This window comes from Pseudobutyrivibrio xylanivorans DSM 14809, from assembly GCF_900141825.1.
Taxonomy (GTDB): Bacteria; Bacillota; Clostridia; order Lachnospirales; family Lachnospiraceae; genus Pseudobutyrivibrio; species Pseudobutyrivibrio xylanivorans.
Map to the genome: position 1 here is coordinate 66,134 of NZ_FQYQ01000011.1, position 24,526 is coordinate 90,659.

Genomic DNA, 24,526 nt, shown 5'->3' on the forward strand with positions numbered 1-24,526 from the left:
ATGCAGCCAAATCACCCTGAATTTACTTCTTTTTATCCCAAAAAGCTGGTTCATCCACCTTATTATTAGCCATCATATTCTTATAATATGATGAAACAACATCACCTGACTTCTTCACTTCCCTTAAATCTTTTTTGATATTTGAGAAGCGGGTCTTGGCATATTCCTTATTCTTATATTCTGTAGCCTCCACATCTGCAGTAAGCTCTGTAATTCTTCTTATTAAATCCTGCATAAGTCGAATTTCATCGGCATAACTATCTCTGTCTTCGTCTAAAATAGCCTTCACACGATTGAACAGCTGCTCGAAGCCATCATCCAACATCACAATCCTGTCGATGAGCTCGGCCTTCATATTCATATTCTTCTCCAAATCATCTGGAGACGTATTTGGATCCTGAAGGATGGCTGCCTGCTCCTTATTTCTTATAAGAAGCACCTCCAAAATGTCCACCTTTTTCTCCAGCGATTCACGTAGCATCACTACATAATCCATATTTTCCATAAGCCCCTCCATACATTTGTTACGCTCTCAAGCCTTAGATATTACTCCGCTCAGCTGAAGAAAGCTTCGCTTGAGTAACACTAAGAGCTTGATAGCTACAAATGTTTCAAAAAAATAGCTCCCCGTAGTACGAGGAGCCACGTTACGTTTACGTGTTATCCAGCCTGCTGCCCATCCAGCTTTTTACCATTGGCTGTGAGCTTCATAACATCCTTCCAGGTGTCGCGCATGGTGCGCAGGTGCTTAAGCACCTCCTGTAAGGTTTCTGGATCCTTATCTATCATAGCATGTCTTAAACAGCTCCTAAGATAAGAATACACAGCATGGAAATCCTTTGCAACAGGATATTTTTCATCAAGGGTGAGTTCAAACTCCTCGATAATTCTGTCAGTCTTACGAATATTAATGTGAGCCTTCTCAATATCCTTATTTTCACATGCCACAATTGCTATATTACAAAACTTAATTGCGCCTTCATAAAGCATCAATGTCAGCTCTGCGGGACTAGCTGTTAATATTCTGTTTTTTGCGTAAGCATCATACCCATTCATTGGTGTCATATAAACCGCCTCCTCGTAAATCCTTTTTGCTGCCTTTACTTACTAGTCTCATCATCCACCAAGCATTGATGTAATTGAAGATGAATTGTTCTGCAGCTTAGCCAACGCTGACTCCATCTGCGCAAACTTCTTATAGTATGCGTCCTCCATGTCGGTAACTCTGTCAGCCCAGGTTTTGATAAGCTTTGAATAATTTGAATATTCCGAAGCCATTTCCTTGTCGTTATAAACCGTATATACGGATTTAACAGATGTGGACTTCATCTTCGCATCCAAATCATTATAGAGTCCTGATGTAAGCTGTTTCAGGAAATCGATAACAGCATCAGGATCATCTGCCAAAGCTTCTCTCAGCTTATCCTGCTTTCCTGAGGTCTTGGAATCCTCTGAATCACCATCAATATGGTATGCATAGCCTTCATTCTTTTCAGCATTCAGGCTTCCAAGTGTGTGTATACCAAGTGTTCCACTTAATGACCAGGTCTTTCCATTAATCTCATATGTTTTCATCATGGACATAGTCATTGTGGAGATGATGCTGCTTAAGCTTGTATCTCTACGAAGAAGGGAATCTTTAATCTTCTGCTCCCACTTCTCGATTTCGCTTTCGGACATCTCGTTCTTCTCATCATCTGTAAGAGGCTCGTAGTCTTTGGCAGAATCTGCATTGTAGAGCTTCTGCATTTCGTTCATTAAGCTGTTGTACTGACTAAGGAAATCCTTAATCTTGTCATATAAAGCGTCTGTATCGTTGGATACAGTTACTGACAATACTTCGTCCTCCGCTGTCTCGCCAAGGGCTTCAACAGTAAGGCCATTTACAGTAATTGAATTGGTGCTGCTGGTGTATGTAACACCGTTGAGAACAATCTCTGCGTCAGTACCATCAACCTTTGTACCTGTGTTAACCTTTGTCAGGTCCATCGCCCCTGACTCTATCTTCTGTGCCAGGTCGATTCTGTACATTACACTGTCTGCAAGTGCAAGGTTATCACTCTGTGACCAGAATTTACTGTAGCTTTCATCAGTGTCACTATTTTTACTACCAAAGGTATTCTGAATATACTCAGCCCATTTTGCACTTGTTGGATCTTCAAGAGCGGTATCAACTTCTGCCTGTGCTTCTGCAATGGCTGCTGCTCTAGCTGTTTGCTCTGCAGCCGTCTCGTTAGGCATAGCATTAGCTTTTTCCAACTTAACATATGCATCTCTGACTGCATTAATGGATACAACTAATCCACTTCTTGTTGCCGCTAATGAATCTGAATTTATTTCACCTTTGTCATATATTTCCTTGCCGTAAGCTGTAATCTGCTCATCAGTCAAAGTAGACCAGTCCACACCCTTATCATCAAGATATTTTGCAACATCTCTGGCAGCTGGTTCAAGATTCAGATTGTTTTCAGCCTGCTCCTTCTCCTCATCCGTAGCAGTATCACTATTGATAATATCTTTATATGTCTTTGCGTATTTAATCCATTCTGCAAATCCACTGGCTGTAGCAACTCCAGCACCATACTGCTTCTTTATTAAATCTGCACCTTCGGTACTTGTGGTTCCGATGGAGTTAAGCTCTGAATCTGTAAGAAGTCCTAATTTTGAAAGCGCATCCAAACCAAGTGCATTATCTGCCTGAAGAGAAAATTCTCCTGCTTCACCAGACTGCTTTCCACTTACGAATATTCTGTGATTCTTGGAATCATAATTAGCCTGTACTCCAGCTTCATTCAACTTAGAAATAAACTGATTTACAGTCATGCTGCTTTCTATATCAATTTTGGTTGTACCACCACTATTAGTTTTAACCTGAATAGTCGCTTTCTCATCAGTACCAGTTTTAATTCCTAAAGCCGCAAGTGTAGAGTCTGAGCTAATATTACTTGCAAGCTTACCACCTGTGATATAGGCAGTCTTTGCAAGTGAATTAACCTTCAGAGTCTGGGTGCCGTTGATCGCTTCACCACCTGCAGAAACCTTAGCTTTATTTGAATTGCTAACACTGGCTTTCTTGGTTACATAGCTGGAACTATAGCGCAGATTACTAACAGATGTATAGAAGCTATACACCTTACTATTCAGATCCTTCCAGGCATCCTGTTTCCAAGAGAGCTTAGTCTGAGCCTTTTCGTATTTTTCTTTCTTGAAACTGTAGGCAGATACAAGAGCCCCTACAATGGACTCGGTATCAAGACCCGAAGTTAGTCCTGAAATTCTAATAGGCATAAAAATCCCTCCTATTATTTTCTATCTCTTTTCATCCACCATAATTCCTGCAAGCTCCCAAGCCTTTGCAATAAGGTCTAAGGTTTCCTCTGCTGGAAATTCCTTGATAACCTTTCTTGTCTGCTTATCAACCATCTTGATGGTTACACGGTTTGTACCCTCATGGATACCAAACACCGCTTCAGCATTGCCTCGAGCAGAATTAATTTTACTGATGGCTTCCTTCAAAGATGAAGTAGCCTGCACCTGTTTTTCTTCAGCTTCTTCGGCTTCTGGATTTGAATTCTGTGGGGCTTTATATTCAGGTTCGCTAGCGCGTATTTCCTTTGCTGCTGTTGCGAAATCTACTGGTGTACTCTGCTGTGTAGCTTGAACTGGCGCTGCTTTTGCTGAACTTCCTTGTCCCTGGTAGTTGCTAACTGCACTACTTACTTCGCCTATTTTCATGGTACTCCTCCTTTAAAACTTCTTTATATATATAAAAAGGTTTATAGTCTTCTAACTCCTATATCGTACAGAGGCCAGCGAAAGTTTATAGCAAATTTCAAAAAATATTAAAAAAAATAAGCTAGTCAAAAGACTAACTTATTAGATGAGCTAGTAGGAAACAAGCTCTTAGGTTTCTTAAGCGAAGCTTTCTTCAGCTGAGCGAAGAAACACTAAGGCTTGTTGCCGTAACTAGCGGGTTATAATAAATTCTTGAGTGCTTCAACATCATCCATTGAAATCTGCTGAGCTGCCTCGTTCTCTTTCTGAATCTCAAGGTAAACTTCCTTGCGATAAATTGATATATCCTTTGGAGCTGAAATACCTATTTTGACTTGATCACCGCGAACTTCAAGGACTGTAATCTCGATGTTGTTGTTGATCATAATAGCGTCGCCCGTTTTTCTAGTTAATGCCAACATCGCTACTCACCATCCTTTCCATGTATTGCGTCATGAATAAGGTATCGTACCGGCTCATTTCCGTCAATAATTATTTGGTCACCTACGTTTGTGTCTGTATTGATTACGATAGGAGCCTTTAAGTTGATAGATGCTTCCTTCGGATTCTTAGGTACTCTTACAGTAACAAGCACATAAGTATTATCTTCTGTCAAATCACCAAGCTGCTCTAAGGAATCCTCGTTTAAAGCTGGTGCATAGTCCGGCTTAACAACGTGTGGAAGCATAACTGGCATAGCAAAATCTGTTTCATCCAGAGATTGCAGCCACATGATATTGCCTCTGTCCTTCTTTTCTTCGTCGAAAATGAGAGTATATCTCTTCATGTCTGGAAAACCTATAAGCCCATGAATGAGATTGATGATTTTTTCATCAGCAATTTCAATTTCGCCGAATAGTCTGGTTTTTACGCGCATTATCCTTTCTCCTTTGTGAAATAATTGGTTACAAGTAATTCAACAACGTAGAATCGCCCAGCTTTCCAGCGGCTGTAAGCGATGCCTGATATGCGGTGTAAGCAGCTGTATAATCGATGATTATCTGGGATAAATCTAAATCATCGTTTGTAGACTGAAGACCTTGTACAGTTTCTTGCTGATCACCCACACGTTTCTGTGTAAGCTTCAGCGAGTCCTTCTTACATCCCAAATCAGTAATACCTAAACTTATTGTAGCATAATATGTATCTATTTTGCCAAGTTCTGTCTTAAATAGTTTCTGTAAATTATCCTCGAAGTAATCACATTCCTTCTTAACAGCATCATACCAACTAGCTAAATACTCTTGATATTCATCACTGGCATATTGTGTTTCATCCTTCATCTTTGTGATTTCATCAAGCTTATCATGGGCACTTATTGTGCGTTTTACAGCATCGATCATCTCTGCTAAATCACGCTGGATATCACTTGTAAATACATCACATGCCTCAGTATTAATGTTAATAGTCTGATTTGCTGCTACTGTATATTCGATATCGAAATAAATTCGCTCGCCATTCTCATTAAATTTTGTATATGGAATGTTCTTATCCACATCATTTGGGTCGTAGCGCTTCTGACAATTGTAGTAATATTCAGGTCTCAGCTCGCCCTCTTTAAATCCTGTCTTATCATACTGAACCTCGACAGTAGCATTGTTATTTTTCAATGAAGCAGCCACATCTTTTCCAAAAATAATATCGCCGGTTTCTTTAATGACAATTATTCCATTATCTGGAACAGTCTTTTCACCTTCGGCCTTCACTTCAGCACCGCCAATAGTGATAATTGTGTTTGCCCAAGCGGTTTCATCCTCAAAAGAAATTAGATTAAATCCTCCACTTGCTGGTAATTCAACCAAATCTTCTGTAGCTGGATCCCTGTTATATACGTCATCTATCTCATCTTCATCTATTACTCCAGCACCGGAATAATATGAAAAGCTTGCCATCTCATTATTCTTGGCGTCTTTAATCGTAATTTTATTGATAGACTCAATATCTCCATAATTCAGACGCATTCTATAGAAATTGGTCTGAGCCATATCATTAATTTTTATGTTCGGATCATAATCAGGGTCTGCAGGATCTAGGAATGGATTCTTAACACCACCTGTAGTAGTAGGCACTTTAGTTACACCTTCATAGTACCTGTGCTCTTCCATTTCTGTCTCGGCTGTAAGTGTCTGATTGATTCGATATTTAGTCTCATTCTCATCTTCTGTAAACACAAGATTACAGTTTGTTCTATAACCTGTGAAAACAGTACGCTTCGCATAGTCTGCATTTCCTTCAGCAAACACCTGCTTCTGGAGAGCTTCAAGCTGAGTAATCATTGTACTTCTATCTTCTGCATTATATGTATCTGTAGAACCCTTTACAGCAAGTGTACGACAGTCTGTCATAAGATTTCTGATGTTGATAAGAGATGTTTCCGTAACATCAAGCCAACTGCTGGCATCAGGAATATTCTTGCTATAGTACTGTGTGACCTGAGAGAGAGTCGTAGACAATCTGAGGGAACGAACAGCAACTACAGGATCATCAGAAGGACGGTCAATCTTCTTCTGGGAAGTCATTTGTTTGTTTCGTGTGTTGACTATCTCCTTAGTGCTATTAATGTTTGAAGACGCGTTGTTCATTATCATTTTGTTTGTAACTCTCATAGTGACACCTCATCCACCGCTAAAGCGGTCCCCCTTCCCCTCAAGGGGAAGGCTACTTATTACTAGACTCCAGTCTGGAGTATCAATCTATCATATATTTCGGCGAACACCGATATACATTTAGATGCCAGATTGTATGCATTTTGGAATTTCATCAAATCCAAAGCCTCTTCATCTTCATCAACACCTGATACTGACATTCTCTGTTCAGATATCTGTGTCTTAATGTTGGTAAAGTTTTTTGTGAAAATATTGCACTCCTGTGTATCTACCGTGACATCTGCGTATATACACTGAAGGAATGAATCACCGCCACCGCCTCTGAATAGCTTTGTCTCACCCTTTAATCTCTGCAAATCTGTCACAAGATGAGCTGCATCTACACCATCTGTGTAGTTTCCCTTTGTTGTTGTAGCAAATATTCCTGCATCCTTATCAGTTTTCTTTGCGATGGTAACATTCTTTGCTGTCAGCAGATAATATGATTCATAATTCTTTGTAGAGTCATTTACATCAACGCCACTGTAAATCGTAGATGATGTAACGTCATCTCTCATCTGATGCTCAACACTCAGGTCAATCTTATCTCTTGCAATAAAGAACGCATTCATCAAATCTCCATTAATGTCTACACCCATCTGATTAATAATGCTGTTGAGTGTCTCCTGATCATCAATAAGAGTTCCTGCTGCATCATATACTGCTCCAGCTATCATTTCATTGATGTTTGTTATAGCATTTCCATTTGCATCATAAACTTCTGTACCAATTTCAATTTTGTTAAATGCCTCGCAGAAGTTTCTCAGGAATAGATTCATCTGATTGTGGTAATAAGGAATGCCCATGTAATCCACATCATCACCTACCTGGAGCTTCTTGGAAATCAGATTGCCCTGCTCCTCCAATGTAAGTGTCTGATTCAGATAAAATGTAATGTTAGTGATCTTTCCATTCTCATCCGTATTGTAAGAGAAGCCATTGTATGTGTATTCCTTATTATTTACATCAAGAGAACCACGTGTTGGCATGTTCAGTTCATTAATATCTGTGATTGTAGGATTATTGATGGTGATAGTATCTCCAGTAGTTCCTGATACTACAGCATGAAGATTCTCGTTGTTATTACCATCGCGAACCTCAAACATTGCCTTCAATTCTCCGCCATATCCACTAGGCGTAGCGTTGAATTTGTTACCATCAACTGTCCAAACAATTTCATACAATCCATCAATATCAGATTGGTTGTGATTCTGATCCAGCTCTCTAGACTGTACCGTAAGAGTGTTGTGCTCATATGTATCTACTAAAATCTGACCATTGATATATACCTGATAGTAGGTTGCACCAGTATCCATATCAGGATAATTGGAATTCTGAACCTTTGCCTCAGTTGCCTTTACATCAACTATCTTTGAAAGCTTATCGACCAGAACCGCGCGCTGGTCGCGAAGCTCGTTTGCACGTCCACCACCCTGCTCGATAACATTTATCTGTTTATTCAGGATAGCCACTTTTTCTGCAATAGAATTAATATCATCTACAGCAGTTTTAATCTCATCATTAATCGAGTTCTGCAAATCATCAAGCTTTGTTGCCAATTGGTTAAAGTACTCAGTAAGCTGCTTTGCCGTAGATGTAAACTGCTTTCTTACTGTCTCATCACCAGGATTTCCCTGAAGTGTGCTCATAGCATTAAACATCTTTGTATAAATAGTGGTAAATCCTGTATCAAGATTGGTCTCATTAAAGTAGTTTTCAATCTGCTTCATGTAGTATTCTTTCTTTTCGTAGAAACCTAATGCGGCAGAATTATTCCAATATTTCTCATCATAGTAAAAATCTCTACGCTGTGTAACCGACTCAGCCTCTACACCAGTACCGGTGGTACCCCAGCTCTGGTAACAGCGAAGGGCTGATGAGGCTACGGTGTTTACAACCTGACGGCTATACCCATCCGTATTTACGTTAGAAATATTGTTTGCAGTGGTATTAATCTGCGCCTGCGATGTGTTGAGACCAGATGCTGCAATTGTTAATCCAAAGAATGTTGATGACATAGGCTAAATCCTCCTGCCATTTATCGATTAAACATGTCCAAGAGATGTGACAAGATGTTCAATCATTTCGTTTACTACATTTATATATCGGCTAGCTGCATTGTAAGCTGACTGATATTTAATCATTATTGTAAGCTCTTCATCAGAAGATACACCGATAACGCCCTGACGACTAAACTCGATTTCTTCCTTAGTGCCTAAAAGTGATTGAGCTGTAGTCTTATATACGTTACCTGTATTTCCAATTTCTCCAATCCACTTTACATAAAATCCTGAGTAACCACATGGTGTAGTATCACTAGGATTTAGATTGAAGGTCTGTGAATTCCAGATAGCACTTAAGGCTGCGCCCAAATTATGATTGACTGCTATCTTGTTTTCCTTATACATAAGGTGAGGAAGATATGCTTCCTGTTTTTCCAACACTTCATTCATTCTAAGGTTCTTCAATGTGTAGCAGGTGTTGGCATCATCTAAATCCTCTTCATTGTATACATAGACCTGAACCACTTCCTCACGGATACCACCGTTACCATCATCATAAGTAAGCGTTACATCCATAAGAGAATTGTTTTTAAATCTATCGTAAGCGCTTCTTACAAAAAGCTCTCTTGGAGGATATTCCAAGTCGCTACCTAACGAGCAATTTTCTTTATCTAAAATATGCACCTTGCTTGCATCAAGTGTAACGGTCTCGCCATTCTCATCTACATATGTAGCTGTAAGAGCGCCTTCGTATACATCTGTAACTGCAATAATTGGGCTGTATATATTATTGATTTCGGTTACTATCTGATGAATCAGAGTGTCGAGCTCTGCCTCTGAATTCATCATAATCGAGTTGGCAATACCCTTTTTATATTCATCCGGTCCAATGTAGTTACCATCCTCGTCATAGAAATTTCTATAATCACTCCAAGTCTCGCCTCGTGCCATAAGGAGCGCCTTTACCTCACCAATATCTGAGTCATTCTCGGCGCTGACATTAGTCAAATCATATATTGGGTAGTAGTAATTCTTACTTGGATCGTCAGGGTCAATTATTTCTGACATATGTGGCCAGTAAGGTGTAACAAAGCCAGTCTTTCTATCTGTAAGATTTCCAACTGGATGATAGGTTACCTCATCAATAAATTCCACCTGCTCCAGTTCCACATGAACAACACCCATGTTGTCCTCTCGATATGAGATTCTTGCAAGTCCTGAAAGCTCATCAATCAGCAGGTCCCTCTTATCTCGAAGATCCATAGCCTTCTCGACACCTGCTGACTCAATTGCCTGTATTTTTAAATTTAACTCAACCATCTCTTTTCCAATCTCATTGATGCGATTAAGTTTCTCACTGATTTTGGAATTGATAATGGTCTGATAATCTTCAAATCCATCTTCAACCGCTGTAGCGCGGGATAAAAAAAGGCTAGCCTTCTGCAATACCAGGTTCTGGTTAACAGTATCTGAAGGATCTTTGGCAAACTCTTCAAAGGCCTCCTCAAAATCTTTGATGGCGTCCCTGAATGCTTGTCCGTCAGATTCCTGCAGATGAGTGATAACCTCCTGCACTGCTTCTGAACTAGCGTCATAAAAAGAATGTCGCCCATTCTCACTTCGATATGCTTTGTCTAAAAAGATATCGCGAGCGTGGACGATCGTTCCTACTTCCACACCGAGTCCACGATACTGTGTACTCACTGCGGCTTCACCTATTTTTTGATAATTTCTATCTTCATAAACAACCTGCTCACGAACATAACCTTCGGTGTTTACGTTCGAAAGGTTGTTAGCTGTTGTATTTAATCCATGTGATGCTGACTGTAGGCCAGATGCTCCAACATATAAGCTTCCAAAACTATTAGCCATAGGTCCTCCTTAAAGCTTGCTAATCTTTAAGGACATCCGTTTCCTATTGTTTAGCATCAAATCCCGATTTACCTAACAAATCTCCTGTAGTCTCTGCATCCCTGCCATAGTTTGACGTCTGTGGTGCCTGTCTTGCACTTTTGATAAGGGTAATATCAAATTCAACCATCTCAAGCGCCTGTCGCAGGAGATTTTGAGTCTGAACATTAAGCATCTGAGCATTGCCAGCTGCTTCCATAAGTTTGCCCTTGGCAGTTATGAGCTGTTTTCTTTCTACAGGCTGGTTCGCCAAATTATCGATCATCCATGAAACGGTAATCTGCTCCCCATCATGTCCCATTACTGCTGCTATATGGCGCAGTAATTCGGCGCGTCGCTTCTCCAACTCCAACAAGGAGTCTGCTATGGCTTGCTCCTGAGAGGTAATAGCTTCCAGTACGTCAAGCTTCTTATGGATAATAGAATCCTTCTTTTCTCCATTAAGACTAATTAACTTTTCATACTGCTCTGTTTCACCATCCATAGTTAAGAGCAATTCATCCATTAAACTAGCCACGCATTCATCCTCACTAAACTAAATTTTTCCGAACTGAGACAATAGCTTCTCTGCGAAATCCTCTGTGCTGACTTCGTAAGTACCATCCTTGATTCTAGCCTTGATATCCGCAACTAGATCCTCTCTGATATCTGCCGCCTCAGATACTGCTGCCTTTGCAACATGGTAGTCTTTACCTGTTGATGAAATCTGAACCTGGTCACGGCCCATTCCATTTGTCTTTGCAGCCTGTGTAGTGTTTTTAGTGTTTGATGTCTGATAGAGCTGAGCTACCTGATTGTAAGCCTCTATACGCATATCGCCACACTCCTTTCCTCCCTATTCTTTTTTGTAGAACCATTTTTATTCTTCTTACATTCCATTTATCGGAACAATTTAGTAAAACTTTATACCTATAATAAAAAAATTTAACAAAATTTTCAAAATTTCTTGGTGAATAATGTTCTGTTACATTTTATATCGGCACCAAATATAAAAAATTGACCCCGAGGGTGAGAGGTCCTCGGGGTCGGTCTGAGAATTGTATCGGATAGAGAAATATGAAATAAGCTAATTCATTACTGCCTCTAATGGATCTAAATCTCCATCAGGGTCTTCGAATATATATTCTGCTCTTTCAGCATCTATTGCTTCTGGTTCTATAGCTTCTGAATCGTAACCATAGTTTTCATACTTCTTTGAAAATTCATAATTTGTCATTAATTCATTTTCATCGTTGTAGAAGCCTTCATCCTTCAATGCCTTCAGAGTATTTGTGCAATTGATAGTTAAATTTGCATATATATCCTGTTCATGTAGATTCTCTCTGTAAAAACCATTAGGTGAATCATAGAATGTCTCCTGGTCAGAGAAATAATCTACATCCGGGTTTCTAATTACGAAATCAAAGGTGTTATATAAAATTTCCTTTTGGTTTTCCTCGTATCTATATTCGTAGCCTGCAAAATCCTGCTGGAATACCTTTCCAGCTTCGATATCCTTTAGGAATGCTTCATATACCCTTTTGTACTTTGCTTTTTTCTCGCTAGTAGATAGTTCATCAAACTCGTTGTATTCCATGTAATAATCATTGTTTTCTTGAGCATCTACTATAGTACTAAATTCCATGCTCTTAATCTCACAGTCATTCCAGATATTTCCAATGATATGTTCCTTAATTCTTCCCGGATTATTTATAAAATCAAGTATAGGCTGTGTAGCTGCCACATACTCGGAAGATACCACTGATGCCTCTGTGTTGATTACAGGATAGCTTCGAATGATTATATCTCCATTTTTTAGCTTGTAGCGAATAGAGAATGTTTTTCCATCCACATCTGGATAATTGTAATTAATATTTCTAAGTTCCTTCTTATCTGTAAGGAAATTCTGGTGCATCTGTCTGAAGGCTTCGATCTCCATCTCATCTGTAAATACCATGGCGTACTCGTTTTCGATGCCTGCCCACTCAATGTCCTTTAAAGCAGGAACTCTGTTTTCAATACCAAGCACATCAAGTCTCATGCATAGAAGCACTCCAAGTGCAGCAAGGGAATATATTGCACAGGCAAAGGCTTTCTTTGCACAGAAAACTCTCAAAGTCTTCTCTATAAGCATTTGTGTAGCAAAATATATAATCACTCCCAAAATCAAAGCTGATACAATGGCTATTCCATATTTCATGTCATAGGAAAGAGATGTAAGTGCCTCTACCATTCCTGAAATGAAAGCTCCTGCTACCATCGAAATAAAGAAAGACATTCCAACAGAGAACACTGGTTTCATAAATGGAACAGCAATGAAATCGAGTACCGTCTCAAGCTTCTTAAATCTATATAACTGATAGCTTACAATTGTGATAACTAGCGCTGCCACTGCATAAATTGCAAGAAGATGACTACCTGAGAAGCTATGCTGGAAATTTATTACTCTCTCATAATTATCATCTGTTACTACCTCTGATACGACTCTTACTTTTTCTGAGATATACAGTACTGGAGTCCATATTCTATACTGTATACCATTCATGGCCTCTGAAAGTCCCCAAATGAGAATACTTGCTGTAAGTCTAAATGCGATTTCCATCATAAGGTAAAGGAAATTAAATATAAAATAAAAGATAATTCCCGTTATAATCTGCCCTGAAATCATCAATGAAAAAATCGCTATTGCTGTAAATAGTAAAGTGGATACTGCTACTATAAGTGCCCAGTACCAAATACAGGCTAGTCCATCACATCCTCGCGCAGCTGCTGCAATCGTCATGATAACGGATACCAAAACAACTGGCAGTAAGCTGACAGTAAGACTAGATAAAATACCTGTAAAAAATAAGCTTCTTCTGCTTACTGGGAACGAATGCATCATGTAGTTATCTCTTCTATTAAACAGGTACCAAAATGTAATTCCTGTAACAATGATGGAAATAATGATAGCTAGAAAGGTGGTTGGAATACTACTCATATGCTCATAAAGACGCATTTCCATTGTGTAGCCCAGTCTTGTGTACCAATCATCTCCATTTATATTGGCTGTGTTGATTACGAAAAATACTGGAAGCATCAACAGTAGGAGGACGAAATATAACAGTCCTGCAATCCATGTTCTGCTTATATTCTTTTTGAACAAAGCCATATTAAAAAATGATGTCTTTGACTGCATAGTTCTCACCTCCCAGCTCATAAATAAATATCTCTTCAAGGGTAAGTGGAAGCACATCCATCAGAAGAGGATTCATCTGACCGATAGCCTGCTCTGCAGCTCTAGGTTCTCCCTTGACTATAAGTGTATGTACTCGTCCGTTACTAATCTTCTTTAAAACAGTAATATCATCTGGAAGCTTTGGCATGTCGCCTTCAAATGCAATCTGAATCTTTGTAATGGAAGTCTGAAGCTCATCAAGTGAACGCTCGATAAGGATTTTTCCATTGTTCATAATACCCACATGGTCACATACATCCTCAAGCTCTCTGAGGTTATGTGAGCTAACAAGAACTGTAAGACCATTCTCCGCAACATCGGACATAATAAGGCTCCAAATCTGACGGCGCATAACAGGATCAAGACCATCCACTGGCTCATCCAAAATCATAAGCTCTGGTCTTGCTGCAATAGAAAGCATAAATGCTACCTGCTTCTGCATACCCTTTGAAAGGCTACGAACCATCTTCTTAGGATTAATTGCTGGAAAGCAATCCATAATCTTCTTAAAAAGTGCCTCGTCAAAACGTGGATACATGTTTTTATAAAATTTCATCATATCCAAGGTGTTGGCCTGTGTAAAAAAGAAGACATCATCTGGAATAACCGCATATCTACTCTTGATTGCCTGGTTTTCATATACAGGCTGTCCATCAATAAGAACCTGACCAGCATCCTGCTTATACACACCACAAAGGTGTCGAATTATTGTAGACTTACCTGCACCATTAGGCCCTACCAAACCATAAATGGCACCCTTCTCTACATGCATATTTAAATCGTCAAGGGCAATGAAGTCTCCAAATTTCTTAGTAACATTACTTACCTGAATCACTCGCTGCCCCTCCCTTCGCTATCTCTTCAATTCTTCTGATAAGGATATCCTTATCCTGGCACAGATACAGAAGTTCTTTTACTATCTCATCGAATTCTTTCATAAGTTCTTCATTCCTCCCAGTTGCAACGTCCGCTCTTTCTGCGGCATAGCTGCCTTTACCTGCTATTGTGTAAATGTACCCTTCCTGCTCCAGCTCTCTATAAGCCTTCTGGATGGTATTTGGATTGATGGATAAGCTGGTGGCTAATTCCCTGACACTTGGCAGCTTCTCATCAGTTCGAACTGCCCCTGACACAACCAGGCGTCTAAGGCCATCCTTTATTTGCTCATATATAGGCTTGGAATCCCTATAATTTAGTTGAATCAAGCTAGTACCTCCTCACAGTGTTTGCTATAACTGTATCAGCTGTTCTAATACAGTTATAGCACGGTGTATTTTTAGTGTCAATAAATTTTTTTGCTCATTATTTTTATAAACAAGAAAGAGTTTTGCTTTGCAAAACTCCAGTAGTGCGAGCCGGCAATTGCTGAAAGCAATTATCTTCCTATGCCGGCGAGACACATCTTTCAAGCGAAGCTTGTTTTTTACTTTATAGGATATTACAGAGTAATTTCCTATAAAGTAAAAAAACTGCAAAACCTTTCAGTCTTGCAGTCGTATTGAGATTATAGGAAATTTACTCTGTCAGAAATATGCTTCTGCATATTTATTACGTCATGGTCATATGGTTCATCCATGAGTATTGACTTAATAATGAAATCTGCCGATGCCTTGTTAACGGCGATTGGAATATCATAAACCTGTGCAATTCTCATAAGAGCCTTAACATCAGGATCATGTGGCTGTGCTGTAAGTGGATCCGAGAAAAATACGATTAAATCTATTCTTCCCTCCACTACCTTTGCTCCGATTTGCTGATCTCCTCCAAGAGGGCCTGAATTATAGCCTCTTACAGTAAGACCTGTCCTCTCGGATACCAAGCGGGCTGTTGTACCTGTACCACAAAGAAAATGATTTTTTAAAATATCTTTGTTTGACTCGCACCAATTTACAAGAGTCTGTTTCTTTCCATCGTGAGCAATTAAAGCGATGTTTTTCTGTCTCCCAATAGTAAAAGTAACCTTATCTTCCATAAAAGCCCTCCGTCTATGATGTTCTATGCTGCGTTACATACCTCAAATAACTCATCACAGTGATTTCGGATTAAATCCTCAAGGCTAAGCCAGTAGCTTGCCTCCTCCTCTGTGTGATTACTGTATGCATATATATCAGCAATTTTTTCGCAGAATGTCAATAGCATTTCATTTTCTGCGCCCTCAATCATAGCTGGTAATCTATCTTGAAGCAGTTTATATACGTCCTTCTTAGCTTTATATTTTAATAATGCTCTATATAAAGCCTCCTTCTCGGAATCTGAAATATTCTCGATAAAGCCTTCTAGTTTTTCTTTTGCCTGCATCAATTAAACCTTCCTAATCTATATGTTATATAAATAATTATTTTATATAACGTTTTTCAACAGGAGGTAATTTAACATGAAAACTATATAAGGTCAATTAGTTTTCATATGTTTGGCAAGAACTGTCTATTTTTGGCAATATCTTTAGAACTGCTTGTTTATAATATTACTCTAATATTCATCTTCTTTTGCTATATCCTCAAGAGACATATACTTGCGAAATACTCTTTCAAGAATAGGATGAACTGATGACGCAATCATGCCTGGAAGGAATAACAGGAAAATTGGGAATCGATATACTAATAGACCAAGAAGTACCAAAACTCCAAGTATAGCGATACTCCAACCAATATTAAGTATCATGAATATTGCTGATACCTTAAAGGATTCTTTAAATCCATTCGCAAATCGTGCAATGTAAGCAAAATGATAAATCGCCCAAATAATAGTAACCACTAGCAACACTGTAAAGAAAATAAACATTCCAGCAAATGGGCTATCGTGACTGATAACATTTTTGGTGATATAAATATCTCCTGAAAGGATTCCAAACATCACCATAAAGATAAGCCATGATAATGTAGACTGCTTGAAGTTTTCCTTAAATGAATGAAAGAACTCTAATGTGTAGCCTCTGCCCCTATAAACACATTTGTGAATCGCATAATAAAGTGCTGTAAGGCTGGCTCCAATTGTAAAAATAGGAATAGAACAAATCAAAAAATAAAAGCCTATAATCAGCATATCTGTAATTTTTGTAATGCTGTCAAAAAATCTACTATTAAAAAATCTACCCAAAATTATTCTCCTTTTTCTATTTTATATATAAGATCGTAGAAGTTCTGTAAGTATTCTTCGCTTCCACTCAAATCTGCTATCATCAAATACTTCATCTTTTCATCAAGTCCAAAGTATTCCTGAATTCCCGTACCTGTGATATCTACGGCCACATCATAATTACCTGTTATGCCGTCATCATCTGTAACATCTACATTGTATAATCGACCTTCACTGGTCCACAAATCCAAAAGCTTATCTGGTGCCGTTGTTTTTAAATCTCGAACAACACCCATATCTACTAGATATTTAACTCCCACTTCGTCAGTAAAAGCAAAATCAAGCTGACCAGTCATAATATAAATATCAAGCTTATTTCCATAGCCGCCCATATTTACATCGTCATATGTATAAAAATCTCCTGAAAGGCTGAAGCCATCGTGTTTTTCCATTTTCAGCACATCATGCATTTCCTTGGCAACCTTTTCATCATACTGACTGGAATTAATAACCATTCCATAAAACTTGTACTGAACATAGGTAAGTGCGTGATGAACACCCCAGGTGATAGCTCCGATTATTAATAATGTCACTAATATATGTAGCTTGTAGTACTCCCATATATATTCCAGCTTCTGTCCAAAGGACATTTGGGAAAGCTTCTTTTTCTCACCCTTTAAGGTCTTGGTGACCTGCTCTTGTTCTTTATCTACATATTCCATCTTTTACCTCTCGCTGTTATGCTAACAATCTTACTGCTGGCTACAGCTATTTTTTACTCTTGAAATATAGTATCTAAAAAAAAGGGCTACTTCAAGAAGAAGTAGCCAAATTTTAGCAATATTTAATAACTTCGAATATTAGATATCGAGAAGCTTTGCATAAGCTGCAAGAGCATCTGATGTATCACCTGAAAGAACCTTCTTTGCAAGTGTCTTACCAAGCTGAACACCTTCCTGATCGAATGAGTTAAGGTTCCATACAAATCCCTGGAACATAACCTTGTTCTCGAAGTGTGCAAGGAGTGCACCAAGTGTCTCAGGTGTAAGCTGATCACCAACGATGATTGATGATGGGCGGTTACCCTCGAAGTACTTGTTTCTATTATCATCATCCTTACCACAAGCGAAGGCCATAATCTGAGCTGCTACGTTAGCGCAGAGCTTCTGCTGTGATGTGCTATCCTCGATAACAACATCTGTAGCCATCTGGCTCTTCTTGAAGCCAACGAACTGAAGTGGAATGATATCTGTTCCCTGGTGAAGAAGCTGATAGAAGCTGTGCTGTCCGTTTGTACCTGGCTCACCAAAGATAACTGGGCCAGTAACATAATCAACAGGCTCGCCGAAACGGTTTACACTCTTTCCGTTTGACTCCATATCAAGCTGCTGTAAGTGAGCAGGGAAACGGCTAAGTGCCTGTGAGTATGGAAGAACTGCTGTAGTCTCATAACCGAGAATGTTTCTCTCATAAACACCGATAAGAGCATCAAGCATTGCAGGGTTCTTGCGAACGTCTACATTGCGAGCAAGCTTATCTTCTTCTGCTGCACCATTTAAGAATCTAGCGAATACATCTGGACCAAATGCAAGTGAAAGGATTGCGCCACCTACTGAAGATGTAGATGAGTAACGTCCACCGATGTAATCATCCATGAAGAATGCATCAAGGTAATCAGCTGACTTTGCAAGTGGTGAAGCATCTGATGTAACAGCAATCATGTGCTTAGATGCATCAAGTCCAGCCTTCTTTAAAGCGTCCTTAACGAATGACTCGTTTGTAAGTGTCTCAAGTGTAGTACCTGACTTAGAAACGAGGATGAAAATTGAGTGAGCAACATCAACACCAGCAAGAACTGATGCAGCATCGTCTGGATCTACGTTTGAAATGAAACGAGCTTCCATCTTGAATGTGCCTGTTACCTTTGCCCAATTCTCAAGAGCAAGATACATAGCGCGAGGACCAAGGTCTGATCCGCCGATACCAATCTGAACAGCTGTAGTGAACTTCTCGCCCTTCTCGTTAACGATTTCACCATTGTGAACCTTGTTAGCGAACTCTGCGATACGCTCCTGCTGCTTAACATAGAACTCCCTTTTGTTAACCCCATCAGCAATAACATCCCCGCCAAGCTGACCACGTGTAAGCTGGTGAAGAACTAATCTCTTTTCCCCTGTATTAATAACCTCTCCATTGAAAAGTGCTGAGTATTTGTCGATAAGCTCTGCTTCGTCAGCAAGTCCCTGAAGTGCTTCAAGAACAGTATCATCAACCTGCTTTGCAGCGAAGTTGTATGCCATACCATTTGACATTGGAACTGAGTACTCTGCAACACGCTTTGCACCGTTTGCTCCAGCCATAACTGACTTAAGCTCTACCTGATTCTTCAACCCCTGAAGAGTCTTGTAAGATTCAAGCTTATCAAAATTATTCCATGCTACCATTTTCTTACTCCTTTATAATGTGAAATACTTTTGCTCTCTTGAAAATAGCTAAAACGTTTTCTAACCAAAAATTTTATAATAAAACAGGGTGTAATACAATAGATTATACCCATTTTTCAATATCTTATTTCAGTTAATACACAAAGTTTTTTATTAGTGTTTGAGCAACTTTTGTTGCGCACGGCTTCTATATTGCACCTAGCTGCATCCTGTAATATTTCTCGTAAATGCCACCCTCTTTGATGAGCTCTTTATGAGTTCCTCTTTCCTTGATTCCATCACCATCTAATACGATGATTTCATCTGCTCCAAGGATTGTAGATAGACGATGGGCGATTGTGATAGTGGTTCTTCCCACTGCCAGCTTATCCAAGCTCTCCTGAATGTAGCGCTCGCTTTCATTATCAAGGGCGCTTGTTGCCTCATCCAAAATAAGAATAGGTGGATTCTTAAGGAATACTCGTGATATAGAGATACGCTGCTTCTGTCCTCCTGAAAGTCGTGTACCTCGCTCGCCTACCTCTGTATCAAATCCATTTGGAAGGCTTTCGATGAAGTTTAAAAGGTCAGCGTTCTTTGCCGCCTCTATGATTTCTTCCATTGTAGCGTCAGGCTTTCCGTAGGCGATGTTCTCTTTGATGGTTCCATTAAACAGATAAACATCCTGCTGCACGATACCAATATATGAACGAAGTGATTTCTGTGTAACGGTCTTTACATCCACTCCATCGATGCACACCTGTCCGCCTGTAACATCATAGAATCTTGGTATTAGTGCACAGAGTGTAGTCTTTCCTCCGCCTGATGGGCCTACGATAGCCACTGATTTTCCTGCATCCACATGAAGGTCGATATTTTCAAGAACTGTTTCCTCTTCCTCATATGAGAAGGATACGTTCTTAAAGTCAATGACACCTGTTACATCTTTAAGCTCTTTAGCATCTTTGCTATCGACAATCTCTGGCATTGTATCCATAACCTGTATGAATCGTTCGAATCCTGCCAGTCCCTTCTGTAGCTGCTCCGTGAATTCCACAAGAACATTTACAGGATTGATAAAGATATTTATATAGAGGGCGTAGATTGCCAAATCCTCACCTGTTAGCTGTCCCTTTGCAATGAAGTATCCTCCTGCAACTAAAACGGTTATAAACATTAGTCCTTCAAAGAGGCTGTTACCAGCATTGAAGGTTCCCATGAGGATGTAATTCTGCTTCTTAGATGAAAGGAAAGATATATTGCTCTTATCAAATTTCTCTCTTTCAATATCCTCACCAGCAAATGATTTTACCACTCTGATTCCACCGAGAGTATCTTGTAGTGACGAATTAATTCCAGCAATCTTCTTACGGTTATCCGCGAATGTTGCTCGCATCTTTTTATTCTGCTTCACAGCGAATATCGCCATAAAGAATACTACTACCATCAGGCAGCTAGTCATTGGAACGTTAATTCTCATAAGAAGAATCAGCGAACCTATTATCTTTATTACAGATATGAAAATGTTCTCAGGTCCGTGATGTGCCAGCTCTGAAATATCAAACAAATCTGATACCAGCTTGCTCATCATCTCGCCAGTGTTGTGATTGTCATAATATGAAAATGAGAATGCCTCATAACGTTCGAAGAGCTCCCGTCTCATTCCCGACTCCATCTTTGCCCCCATCATATGTCCTTGGTAGCTGACATAATATCTGCAAGCACTTCTTACTATATACATTGCAAGTAAGAGCGCAGCTATAATTCCAAGCCTGCTGAGGATGACCTCTGGTGCCTCAAGGAAAAGTGTAGCTCTCAGGATTCTCAGGAACTGAGGGAATGTCAAATCTATGATTGAAAGTACTGTAGCGCATATCAAATCTAAAATAAATACTCCAATGTATGGTTTGTAATAGGGAATAAATCGTTTTATAAGCTTCATTATGTACCTCTTCTAAAAATCATTGTGCTTAATCTTTCATATACTATAACCGTATAGATTTTGCTTTGCAAATATCACATTTGTTTTTTTAATAAAAAATGCAGATACTCTTAATGAATATCTGCATTGAACTATTCTGATAAAAAGAATATCTATTATTCTGGCTGAGCTACTGTCTCAGTCTCCTCTTTTTCAATCTTGCCTTCAGCAACACGCTTCTCATATCTTGTGTAGATAATCCAAGCAGCAAGACCAAATACTACAGGGCCGCTAAGTGACCAGAATGTAGTCTTGAAATCACCATCAAGTGCTGGCTGGATAATAGCGAATACATTAGCAAAAAGAAGTGTTAATGTAACTACATATCCCCAAATGTTTGCTGACTTCTGTGTCTTGAAAATTACAAAGCTTCTATCGATTCCATCAAGCTTCTTGAACTTAGGGAACGCGAATGAAATGAACATGTAAGGTACTGTCATTCCAACGTTAACCATTGCTGTAAGAATAACGAAGAACTTCTGCATCGAATCGCCACCGAATGATACAAGAAGAATCATTACACTAACGATAGTACACTGTACCCACATTGCATTCTTTGGCATTCCGTCTGCCTCGATTTCACCCATCTTACCTGGCCAAAGTTCCTTTGGAGTGCCTTCGATAATCTGCTTAAGTGGTGAATAAACAAGTGTGAATAAAGCACCTGCAAGTGCAAGAAGCATAATAAGCGCGTAAACACGAGCAAAGCCGTGAGCAAGAGCAACCTGTGTAGCTGCAGTTGCACCAAACACCTTACCAAATGCTGCTGCAAAGTTTGACATAATTACATATGAAACATTTCCAAGTGTGATTGTATCAGCACCAAGAACCTCGCTGTAATTTGTAAATGAACCAACAAGCATAATAAGTGATGCATAACCTACTACGATAACCATAGCTGCAATGATGATTCCCTTAGGGAAGTTTTTCTTAGGATTCTCTGTCTTATCAACAAGACCACCAACAGCCTCGATTCCGCCATATGCAAATAACGCATATACGATAAATGAGAGAATCATGATTGGGCTACCCTGATAAGCAACATTAAGAGGAACTCTAAGTGATTCCATACCTGCAAATGGCTGCTCAAGCTGGCCACCACGAGCGATAATCATAACGATTGAACCAACTACTACCATGATATTAATAGTAAGAACTGCTGTACCACCAATAGATGTTACCTTACTAATCTTATCAATACCCTTTGAATCAAAGTATGTGATGAAAATGAAGAACAATACAGCCATAAGACCAAGAAGTCTTGAACCAGATAAAAACTCGATTCCAAATAATGACCATGTTGATGTTGTATCTTCACCAAAGATGACGTTTGAAACTGGTACCCAGATACCTGAAGAAACATTTACCATCCAAAGAACGTAAGATGTGTACCACATAAATGTACCGATGAATGCATACTTTGGTCCTACTGACTTACACATCCATGAATACATTCCACCTGTCTCATCCTTGAATGCAGAACCGAACTCTGCAACCATGAAGGCAAATGGGATGAAGAATAAAATACCTGCAATTACGAACCAAGGAATCGCAGCATATCCCATTAAGTAATAAGAACGTGGAATGTTGTTAAAACCGTAAACTGATGTAAAAATCATCAGAATGAGGGACATAAGCCCTAATTTCTTTTCTTTCATTACTAACTTCCTTATTTATAAAATATATTCTCTATTTAATTTCCGCAGGGCGAAAACTCAATTATTATATCACGCAATAGGAGAATTCTCTATAATTTCGTTATATAAAACAGTGAAAATACAATGCGTTAGCACTTTAAAACGCAAAAGAAATATCAACTAATATTCAATACTGATACTTATACATTAAAAAAGGGCCTGGCAAACGCCCAATGTCATTAAGTTAACATTGCAGTGGAGACTAAAATAAAGAAAACGAGATTGGAGCTATAAACTTCAATCTCGTTTTTTCATTTTAAGCATAACAAATAGACAGATGATAAATCTGCCAGCAAAGCGTTTTTAAATTATTATTTTTATGCTACTCTATATAAGAAACCACGAAATACTTTTGCTGTGAGGTTTCTTTCTCGGTGCCTTCCAGTTCTAATTGGGATTGTATTTCTAGCAATAATGGTTTCTAAATTAGGTGATGTTGTTTTTCCTTGAAAAAATTGTCTACATACATGAGCAGCGACTGAGAAGTTCGCCTTGTATGTATATTTTCTTTGCTTTTTTTCAATGACTACGTGCGAGGTAATCATTTCTGCAAAGTTATACATTATCAAATGGGCATAGATTTCCTGATGAATACACATCACCTTTTTTGAATGAAAATTAAGCATTCCTATTGTGTATTTTAAGTCTCTAAATGAGCTTTCTATTCCCCAGCGTTCTGCGTACAATTCTTTAAGTTTTGATGGCGGATATTTCAATGAATCTAAGTTTGTTACAACACTCTCATATATTCCATCACTAATTTCAAAACGTACAAGTCTAAAATAAAGCTTATAAAATCTAGTAGGGTCACTTTTCCTAGATATAGAAGGAAGATAGTCAAACGGTGTGGTTGCAGGAAGTGCCCTGTAATGATTTCTGTCTTTAAACAATTTTTTTGTTTCAATCGTTTGCTTGCGAGTGAGGTTTAATTCAATACTAACATCATATTCAGGCTCTTCAGGTAATTCAAAACCTGCTTTTATTCCACATATTCCATCTCTTATACGAATTAGAAAGAACCATCCCTTTTCCTGTATATGTGCCATGCTGTTATAAGATTCATATCCTCTGTCAGCTATGATGAGAGCACAATCTATATTTGATTTATCTACCATTTGTTGTAATGCTAAATGTTCATTTAGATTTCGTTTTCCCTGTATTAATGCATCTGCATATATGTGCTTATTTAAATCATACAGCGCATTCAAATGCAGAAGATTATATGGCTTTTGCCCATTAGCACCTGGATAATACGAGCTTTTATCATCATAATTGGTCGGTATTTGTATATCAGAACCATCAACCGCAAGAATTACCATATCGTTACTATCTTCCGACATCAACTTATTAGTAAAACCATTAAAAATAGCTTTAAATGCTTCTGCCTTAATCTTTTGTCGTTGCTGCACAAAAGCAGATGCAGACGGCAAAGATTCAACATTTGGGAAAATATCTATTAGTTCATTTGTAAGACTTTTACTTTCCATACCAATAATGGATTTGATAATCGTCAGGAATGGTAATTTCCTATTTCTTATGAAGTCAGTTTCTTTATTATTTACATAGTTACACATACTCTTAGCGGTAGATTCAATCTCTGAAATTAAAATTTTTTTGACATGTTTAGGTTTCATATGTTACCTCCTCGTAATCAAGTTTTCCCTTAATTACAAGGGCCGCTTTCGCTACCTTAAAAACATCAGTAGCGAAAGCGGCCACATATTTCTCTTGTTATGTCAACATATATTTATAAAAAAGAAGACCCCTATACCATTTCTGGTATAGAGATCTCAATTGATTCATCTTAACTTAATGACATTG

22 protein-coding genes are annotated in these 24,526 nt (G+C 38.8%); all 22 read right to left on the minus strand.

Going from position 1 to position 24,526, the window contains the following annotated elements:
* Positions 1-22: 22 nt before the first annotated feature.
* The 22 genes from BUA88_RS09450 to BUA88_RS09560 all read right to left on the minus strand — a co-directional run bounded on the left by BUA88_RS09450 (position 23) and on the right by BUA88_RS09560 (position 24,339).
* Positions 23-505, minus strand: coding sequence for a hypothetical protein (locus BUA88_RS09450; RefSeq protein WP_083572469.1), 483 nt, complete (start codon positions 503-505; stop codon positions 23-25).
* Positions 506-660: 155 nt separating this feature from the next.
* Entirely contained in the window at positions 661-1,065 is a 405-nt protein-coding gene (gene fliS, locus BUA88_RS09455) for a flagellar export chaperone FliS (RefSeq protein WP_072916702.1), read from the minus strand.
* 51 nt (positions 1,066-1,116) lie between these two features.
* On the minus strand, positions 1,117-3,288 hold the full coding sequence (gene fliD / locus BUA88_RS09460) for a flagellar filament capping protein FliD (RefSeq protein WP_072916706.1): 2,172 nt from the start codon (positions 3,286-3,288) through the stop codon (positions 1,117-1,119).
* Positions 3,289-3,309: 21 nt separating this feature from the next.
* A complete protein-coding gene (locus tag BUA88_RS09465; RefSeq protein WP_072916710.1) occupies positions 3,310-3,735 on the minus strand; it encodes a flagellar protein FlaG in 426 nt (141 codons plus the stop codon).
* 239 nt (positions 3,736-3,974) lie between these two features.
* Positions 3,975-4,196 carry a carbon storage regulator CsrA gene (gene csrA, locus BUA88_RS09470; RefSeq protein ID WP_072916714.1) on the minus strand — a complete coding sequence of 74 codons (222 nt, stop codon included), beginning with the start codon at positions 4,194-4,196 and terminating at the stop codon, positions 3,975-3,977.
* Between the two features lie 2 nt (positions 4,197-4,198).
* On the minus strand, positions 4,199-4,651 hold the full coding sequence (gene fliW / locus BUA88_RS09475; protein ID WP_072916718.1) for a flagellar assembly protein FliW: 453 nt from the start codon (positions 4,649-4,651) through the stop codon (positions 4,199-4,201).
* A gap of 28 nt (positions 4,652-4,679) precedes the next feature.
* A complete protein-coding gene (locus tag BUA88_RS09480) occupies positions 4,680-6,380 on the minus strand; it encodes a flagellin N-terminal helical domain-containing protein (protein WP_072916722.1) in 1,701 nt (566 codons plus the stop codon).
* Positions 6,381-6,442: 62 nt separating this feature from the next.
* Positions 6,443-8,437, minus strand: a complete 1,995-nt coding sequence (gene flgK, locus BUA88_RS16505; protein WP_083572470.1) for a flagellar hook-associated protein FlgK — start codon at positions 8,435-8,437, stop codon at positions 6,443-6,445.
* A 27-nt stretch (positions 8,438-8,464) separates the two neighbouring features.
* A complete protein-coding gene (locus tag BUA88_RS09495; RefSeq protein ID WP_072916727.1) occupies positions 8,465-10,294 on the minus strand; it encodes a flagellar hook-associated protein FlgK in 1,830 nt (609 codons plus the stop codon).
* A 43-nt stretch (positions 10,295-10,337) separates the two neighbouring features.
* On the minus strand, positions 10,338-10,850 hold the full coding sequence (locus BUA88_RS09500) for a flagellar protein FlgN (protein ID WP_083572471.1): 513 nt from the start codon (positions 10,848-10,850) through the stop codon (positions 10,338-10,340).
* A gap of 18 nt (positions 10,851-10,868) precedes the next feature.
* Positions 10,869-11,147 (minus strand): flagellar biosynthesis anti-sigma factor FlgM, encoded by a 279-nt coding sequence (gene flgM / locus BUA88_RS09505; protein ID WP_072916732.1) that lies wholly within the window; start codon positions 11,145-11,147, stop codon positions 10,869-10,871.
* A gap of 252 nt (positions 11,148-11,399) precedes the next feature.
* Complete coding sequence (locus BUA88_RS09510) at positions 11,400-13,490, minus strand: MFS transporter (protein WP_072916736.1); 2,091 nt, start codon at positions 13,488-13,490, stop codon at positions 11,400-11,402.
* On the minus strand, positions 13,465-14,364 hold the full coding sequence (locus BUA88_RS09515) for an ABC transporter ATP-binding protein (protein WP_072916742.1): 900 nt from the start codon (positions 14,362-14,364) through the stop codon (positions 13,465-13,467). Before BUA88_RS09515 ends, BUA88_RS09510 begins: the two co-directional genes overlap by 26 nt.
* Complete coding sequence (locus BUA88_RS09520) at positions 14,348-14,734, minus strand: GntR family transcriptional regulator (RefSeq protein ID WP_072916748.1); 387 nt, start codon at positions 14,732-14,734, stop codon at positions 14,348-14,350. The genes BUA88_RS09515 and BUA88_RS09520 overlap by 17 nt, the downstream gene beginning before the upstream one ends.
* Positions 14,735-15,033: 299 nt before the next feature.
* Positions 15,034-15,501: a methylglyoxal synthase gene (locus tag BUA88_RS09525; protein WP_072916752.1), complete on the minus strand. Its 468-nt coding sequence runs from the start codon at positions 15,499-15,501 to the stop codon at positions 15,034-15,036.
* Between the two features lie 23 nt (positions 15,502-15,524).
* Complete coding sequence (locus tag BUA88_RS09530; RefSeq protein WP_072916755.1) at positions 15,525-15,827, minus strand: hypothetical protein; 303 nt, start codon at positions 15,825-15,827, stop codon at positions 15,525-15,527.
* 171 nt (positions 15,828-15,998) lie between these two features.
* Positions 15,999-16,625: a YesL family protein gene (locus BUA88_RS09535; protein ID WP_072916759.1), complete on the minus strand. Its 627-nt coding sequence runs from the start codon at positions 16,623-16,625 to the stop codon at positions 15,999-16,001.
* Between the two features lie 2 nt (positions 16,626-16,627).
* Positions 16,628-17,326 (minus strand): hypothetical protein, encoded by a 699-nt coding sequence (locus BUA88_RS09540; RefSeq protein WP_072916763.1) that lies wholly within the window; start codon positions 17,324-17,326, stop codon positions 16,628-16,630.
* Between the two features lie 138 nt (positions 17,327-17,464).
* Positions 17,465-19,048 carry a glucose-6-phosphate isomerase gene (locus BUA88_RS09545; protein ID WP_072916768.1) on the minus strand — a complete coding sequence of 528 codons (1,584 nt, stop codon included), beginning with the start codon at positions 19,046-19,048 and terminating at the stop codon, positions 17,465-17,467.
* A gap of 187 nt (positions 19,049-19,235) precedes the next feature.
* Entirely contained in the window at positions 19,236-20,969 is a 1,734-nt protein-coding gene (locus BUA88_RS09550) for an ABC transporter ATP-binding protein (protein ID WP_072916772.1), read from the minus strand.
* 155 nt (positions 20,970-21,124) lie between these two features.
* Positions 21,125-22,666, minus strand: coding sequence for a glutamate/gamma-aminobutyrate family transporter YjeM (yjeM, locus tag BUA88_RS09555; protein WP_072916776.1), 1,542 nt, complete (start codon positions 22,664-22,666; stop codon positions 21,125-21,127).
* A gap of 356 nt (positions 22,667-23,022) precedes the next feature.
* Positions 23,023-24,339, minus strand: coding sequence for an IS4 family transposase (locus BUA88_RS09560; RefSeq protein ID WP_072916781.1), 1,317 nt, complete (start codon positions 24,337-24,339; stop codon positions 23,023-23,025).
* Positions 24,340-24,526: the final 187 nt, after the last annotated feature.

Excerpts from the sequence above, each read along its gene's own strand:
- BUA88_RS09450 (WP_083572469.1), bottom strand. The coding sequence starts at position 505 with ATGGAAAATATGGATTATGTAGTGATGCTACGTGAATCGCTGGAGAAA.
- fliS (WP_072916702.1), bottom strand. The coding sequence starts at position 1,065 with ATGACACCAATGAATGGGTATGATGCTTACGCAAAAAACAGAATATTA.
- fliD (WP_072916706.1), bottom strand. The coding sequence starts at position 3,288 with ATGCCTATTAGAATTTCAGGACTAACTTCGGGTCTTGATACCGAGTCC.
- BUA88_RS09465 (WP_072916710.1), bottom strand. The coding sequence starts at position 3,735 with ATGAAAATAGGCGAAGTAAGTAGTGCAGTTAGCAACTACCAGGGACAA.
- csrA (WP_072916714.1), bottom strand. The coding sequence starts at position 4,196 with ATGTTGGCATTAACTAGAAAAACGGGCGACGCTATTATGATCAACAAC.
- fliW (WP_072916718.1), bottom strand. The coding sequence starts at position 4,651 with ATGCGCGTAAAAACCAGACTATTCGGCGAAATTGAAATTGCTGATGAA.
- BUA88_RS09480 (WP_072916722.1), bottom strand. The coding sequence starts at position 6,380 with ATGAGAGTTACAAACAAAATGATAATGAACAACGCGTCTTCAAACATT.
- flgK (WP_083572470.1), bottom strand. The coding sequence starts at position 8,437 with ATGTCATCAACATTCTTTGGATTAACAATTGCAGCATCTGGTCTCAAC.
- BUA88_RS09495 (WP_072916727.1), bottom strand. The coding sequence starts at position 10,294 with ATGGCTAATAGTTTTGGAAGCTTATATGTTGGAGCATCTGGCCTACAG.
- flgM (WP_072916732.1), bottom strand. The coding sequence starts at position 11,147 with ATGCGTATAGAGGCTTACAATCAGGTAGCTCAGCTCTATCAGACATCA.
- BUA88_RS09510 (WP_072916736.1), bottom strand. The coding sequence starts at position 13,490 with ATGCAGTCAAAGACATCATTTTTTAATATGGCTTTGTTCAAAAAGAAT.
- BUA88_RS09525 (WP_072916752.1), bottom strand. The coding sequence starts at position 15,501 with ATGGAAGATAAGGTTACTTTTACTATTGGGAGACAGAAAAACATCGCT.
- BUA88_RS09530 (WP_072916755.1), bottom strand. The coding sequence starts at position 15,827 with ATGCAGGCAAAAGAAAAACTAGAAGGCTTTATCGAGAATATTTCAGAT.
- BUA88_RS09540 (WP_072916763.1), bottom strand. The coding sequence starts at position 17,326 with ATGGAATATGTAGATAAAGAACAAGAGCAGGTCACCAAGACCTTAAAG.
- BUA88_RS09545 (WP_072916768.1), bottom strand. The coding sequence starts at position 19,048 with ATGGTAGCATGGAATAATTTTGATAAGCTTGAATCTTACAAGACTCTT.
- BUA88_RS09550 (WP_072916772.1), bottom strand. The coding sequence starts at position 20,969 with ATGAAGCTTATAAAACGATTTATTCCCTATTACAAACCATACATTGGA.
- yjeM (WP_072916776.1), bottom strand. The coding sequence starts at position 22,666 with ATGAAAGAAAAGAAATTAGGGCTTATGTCCCTCATTCTGATGATTTTT.
- BUA88_RS09560 (WP_072916781.1), bottom strand. The coding sequence starts at position 24,339 with ATGAAACCTAAACATGTCAAAAAAATTTTAATTTCAGAGATTGAATCT.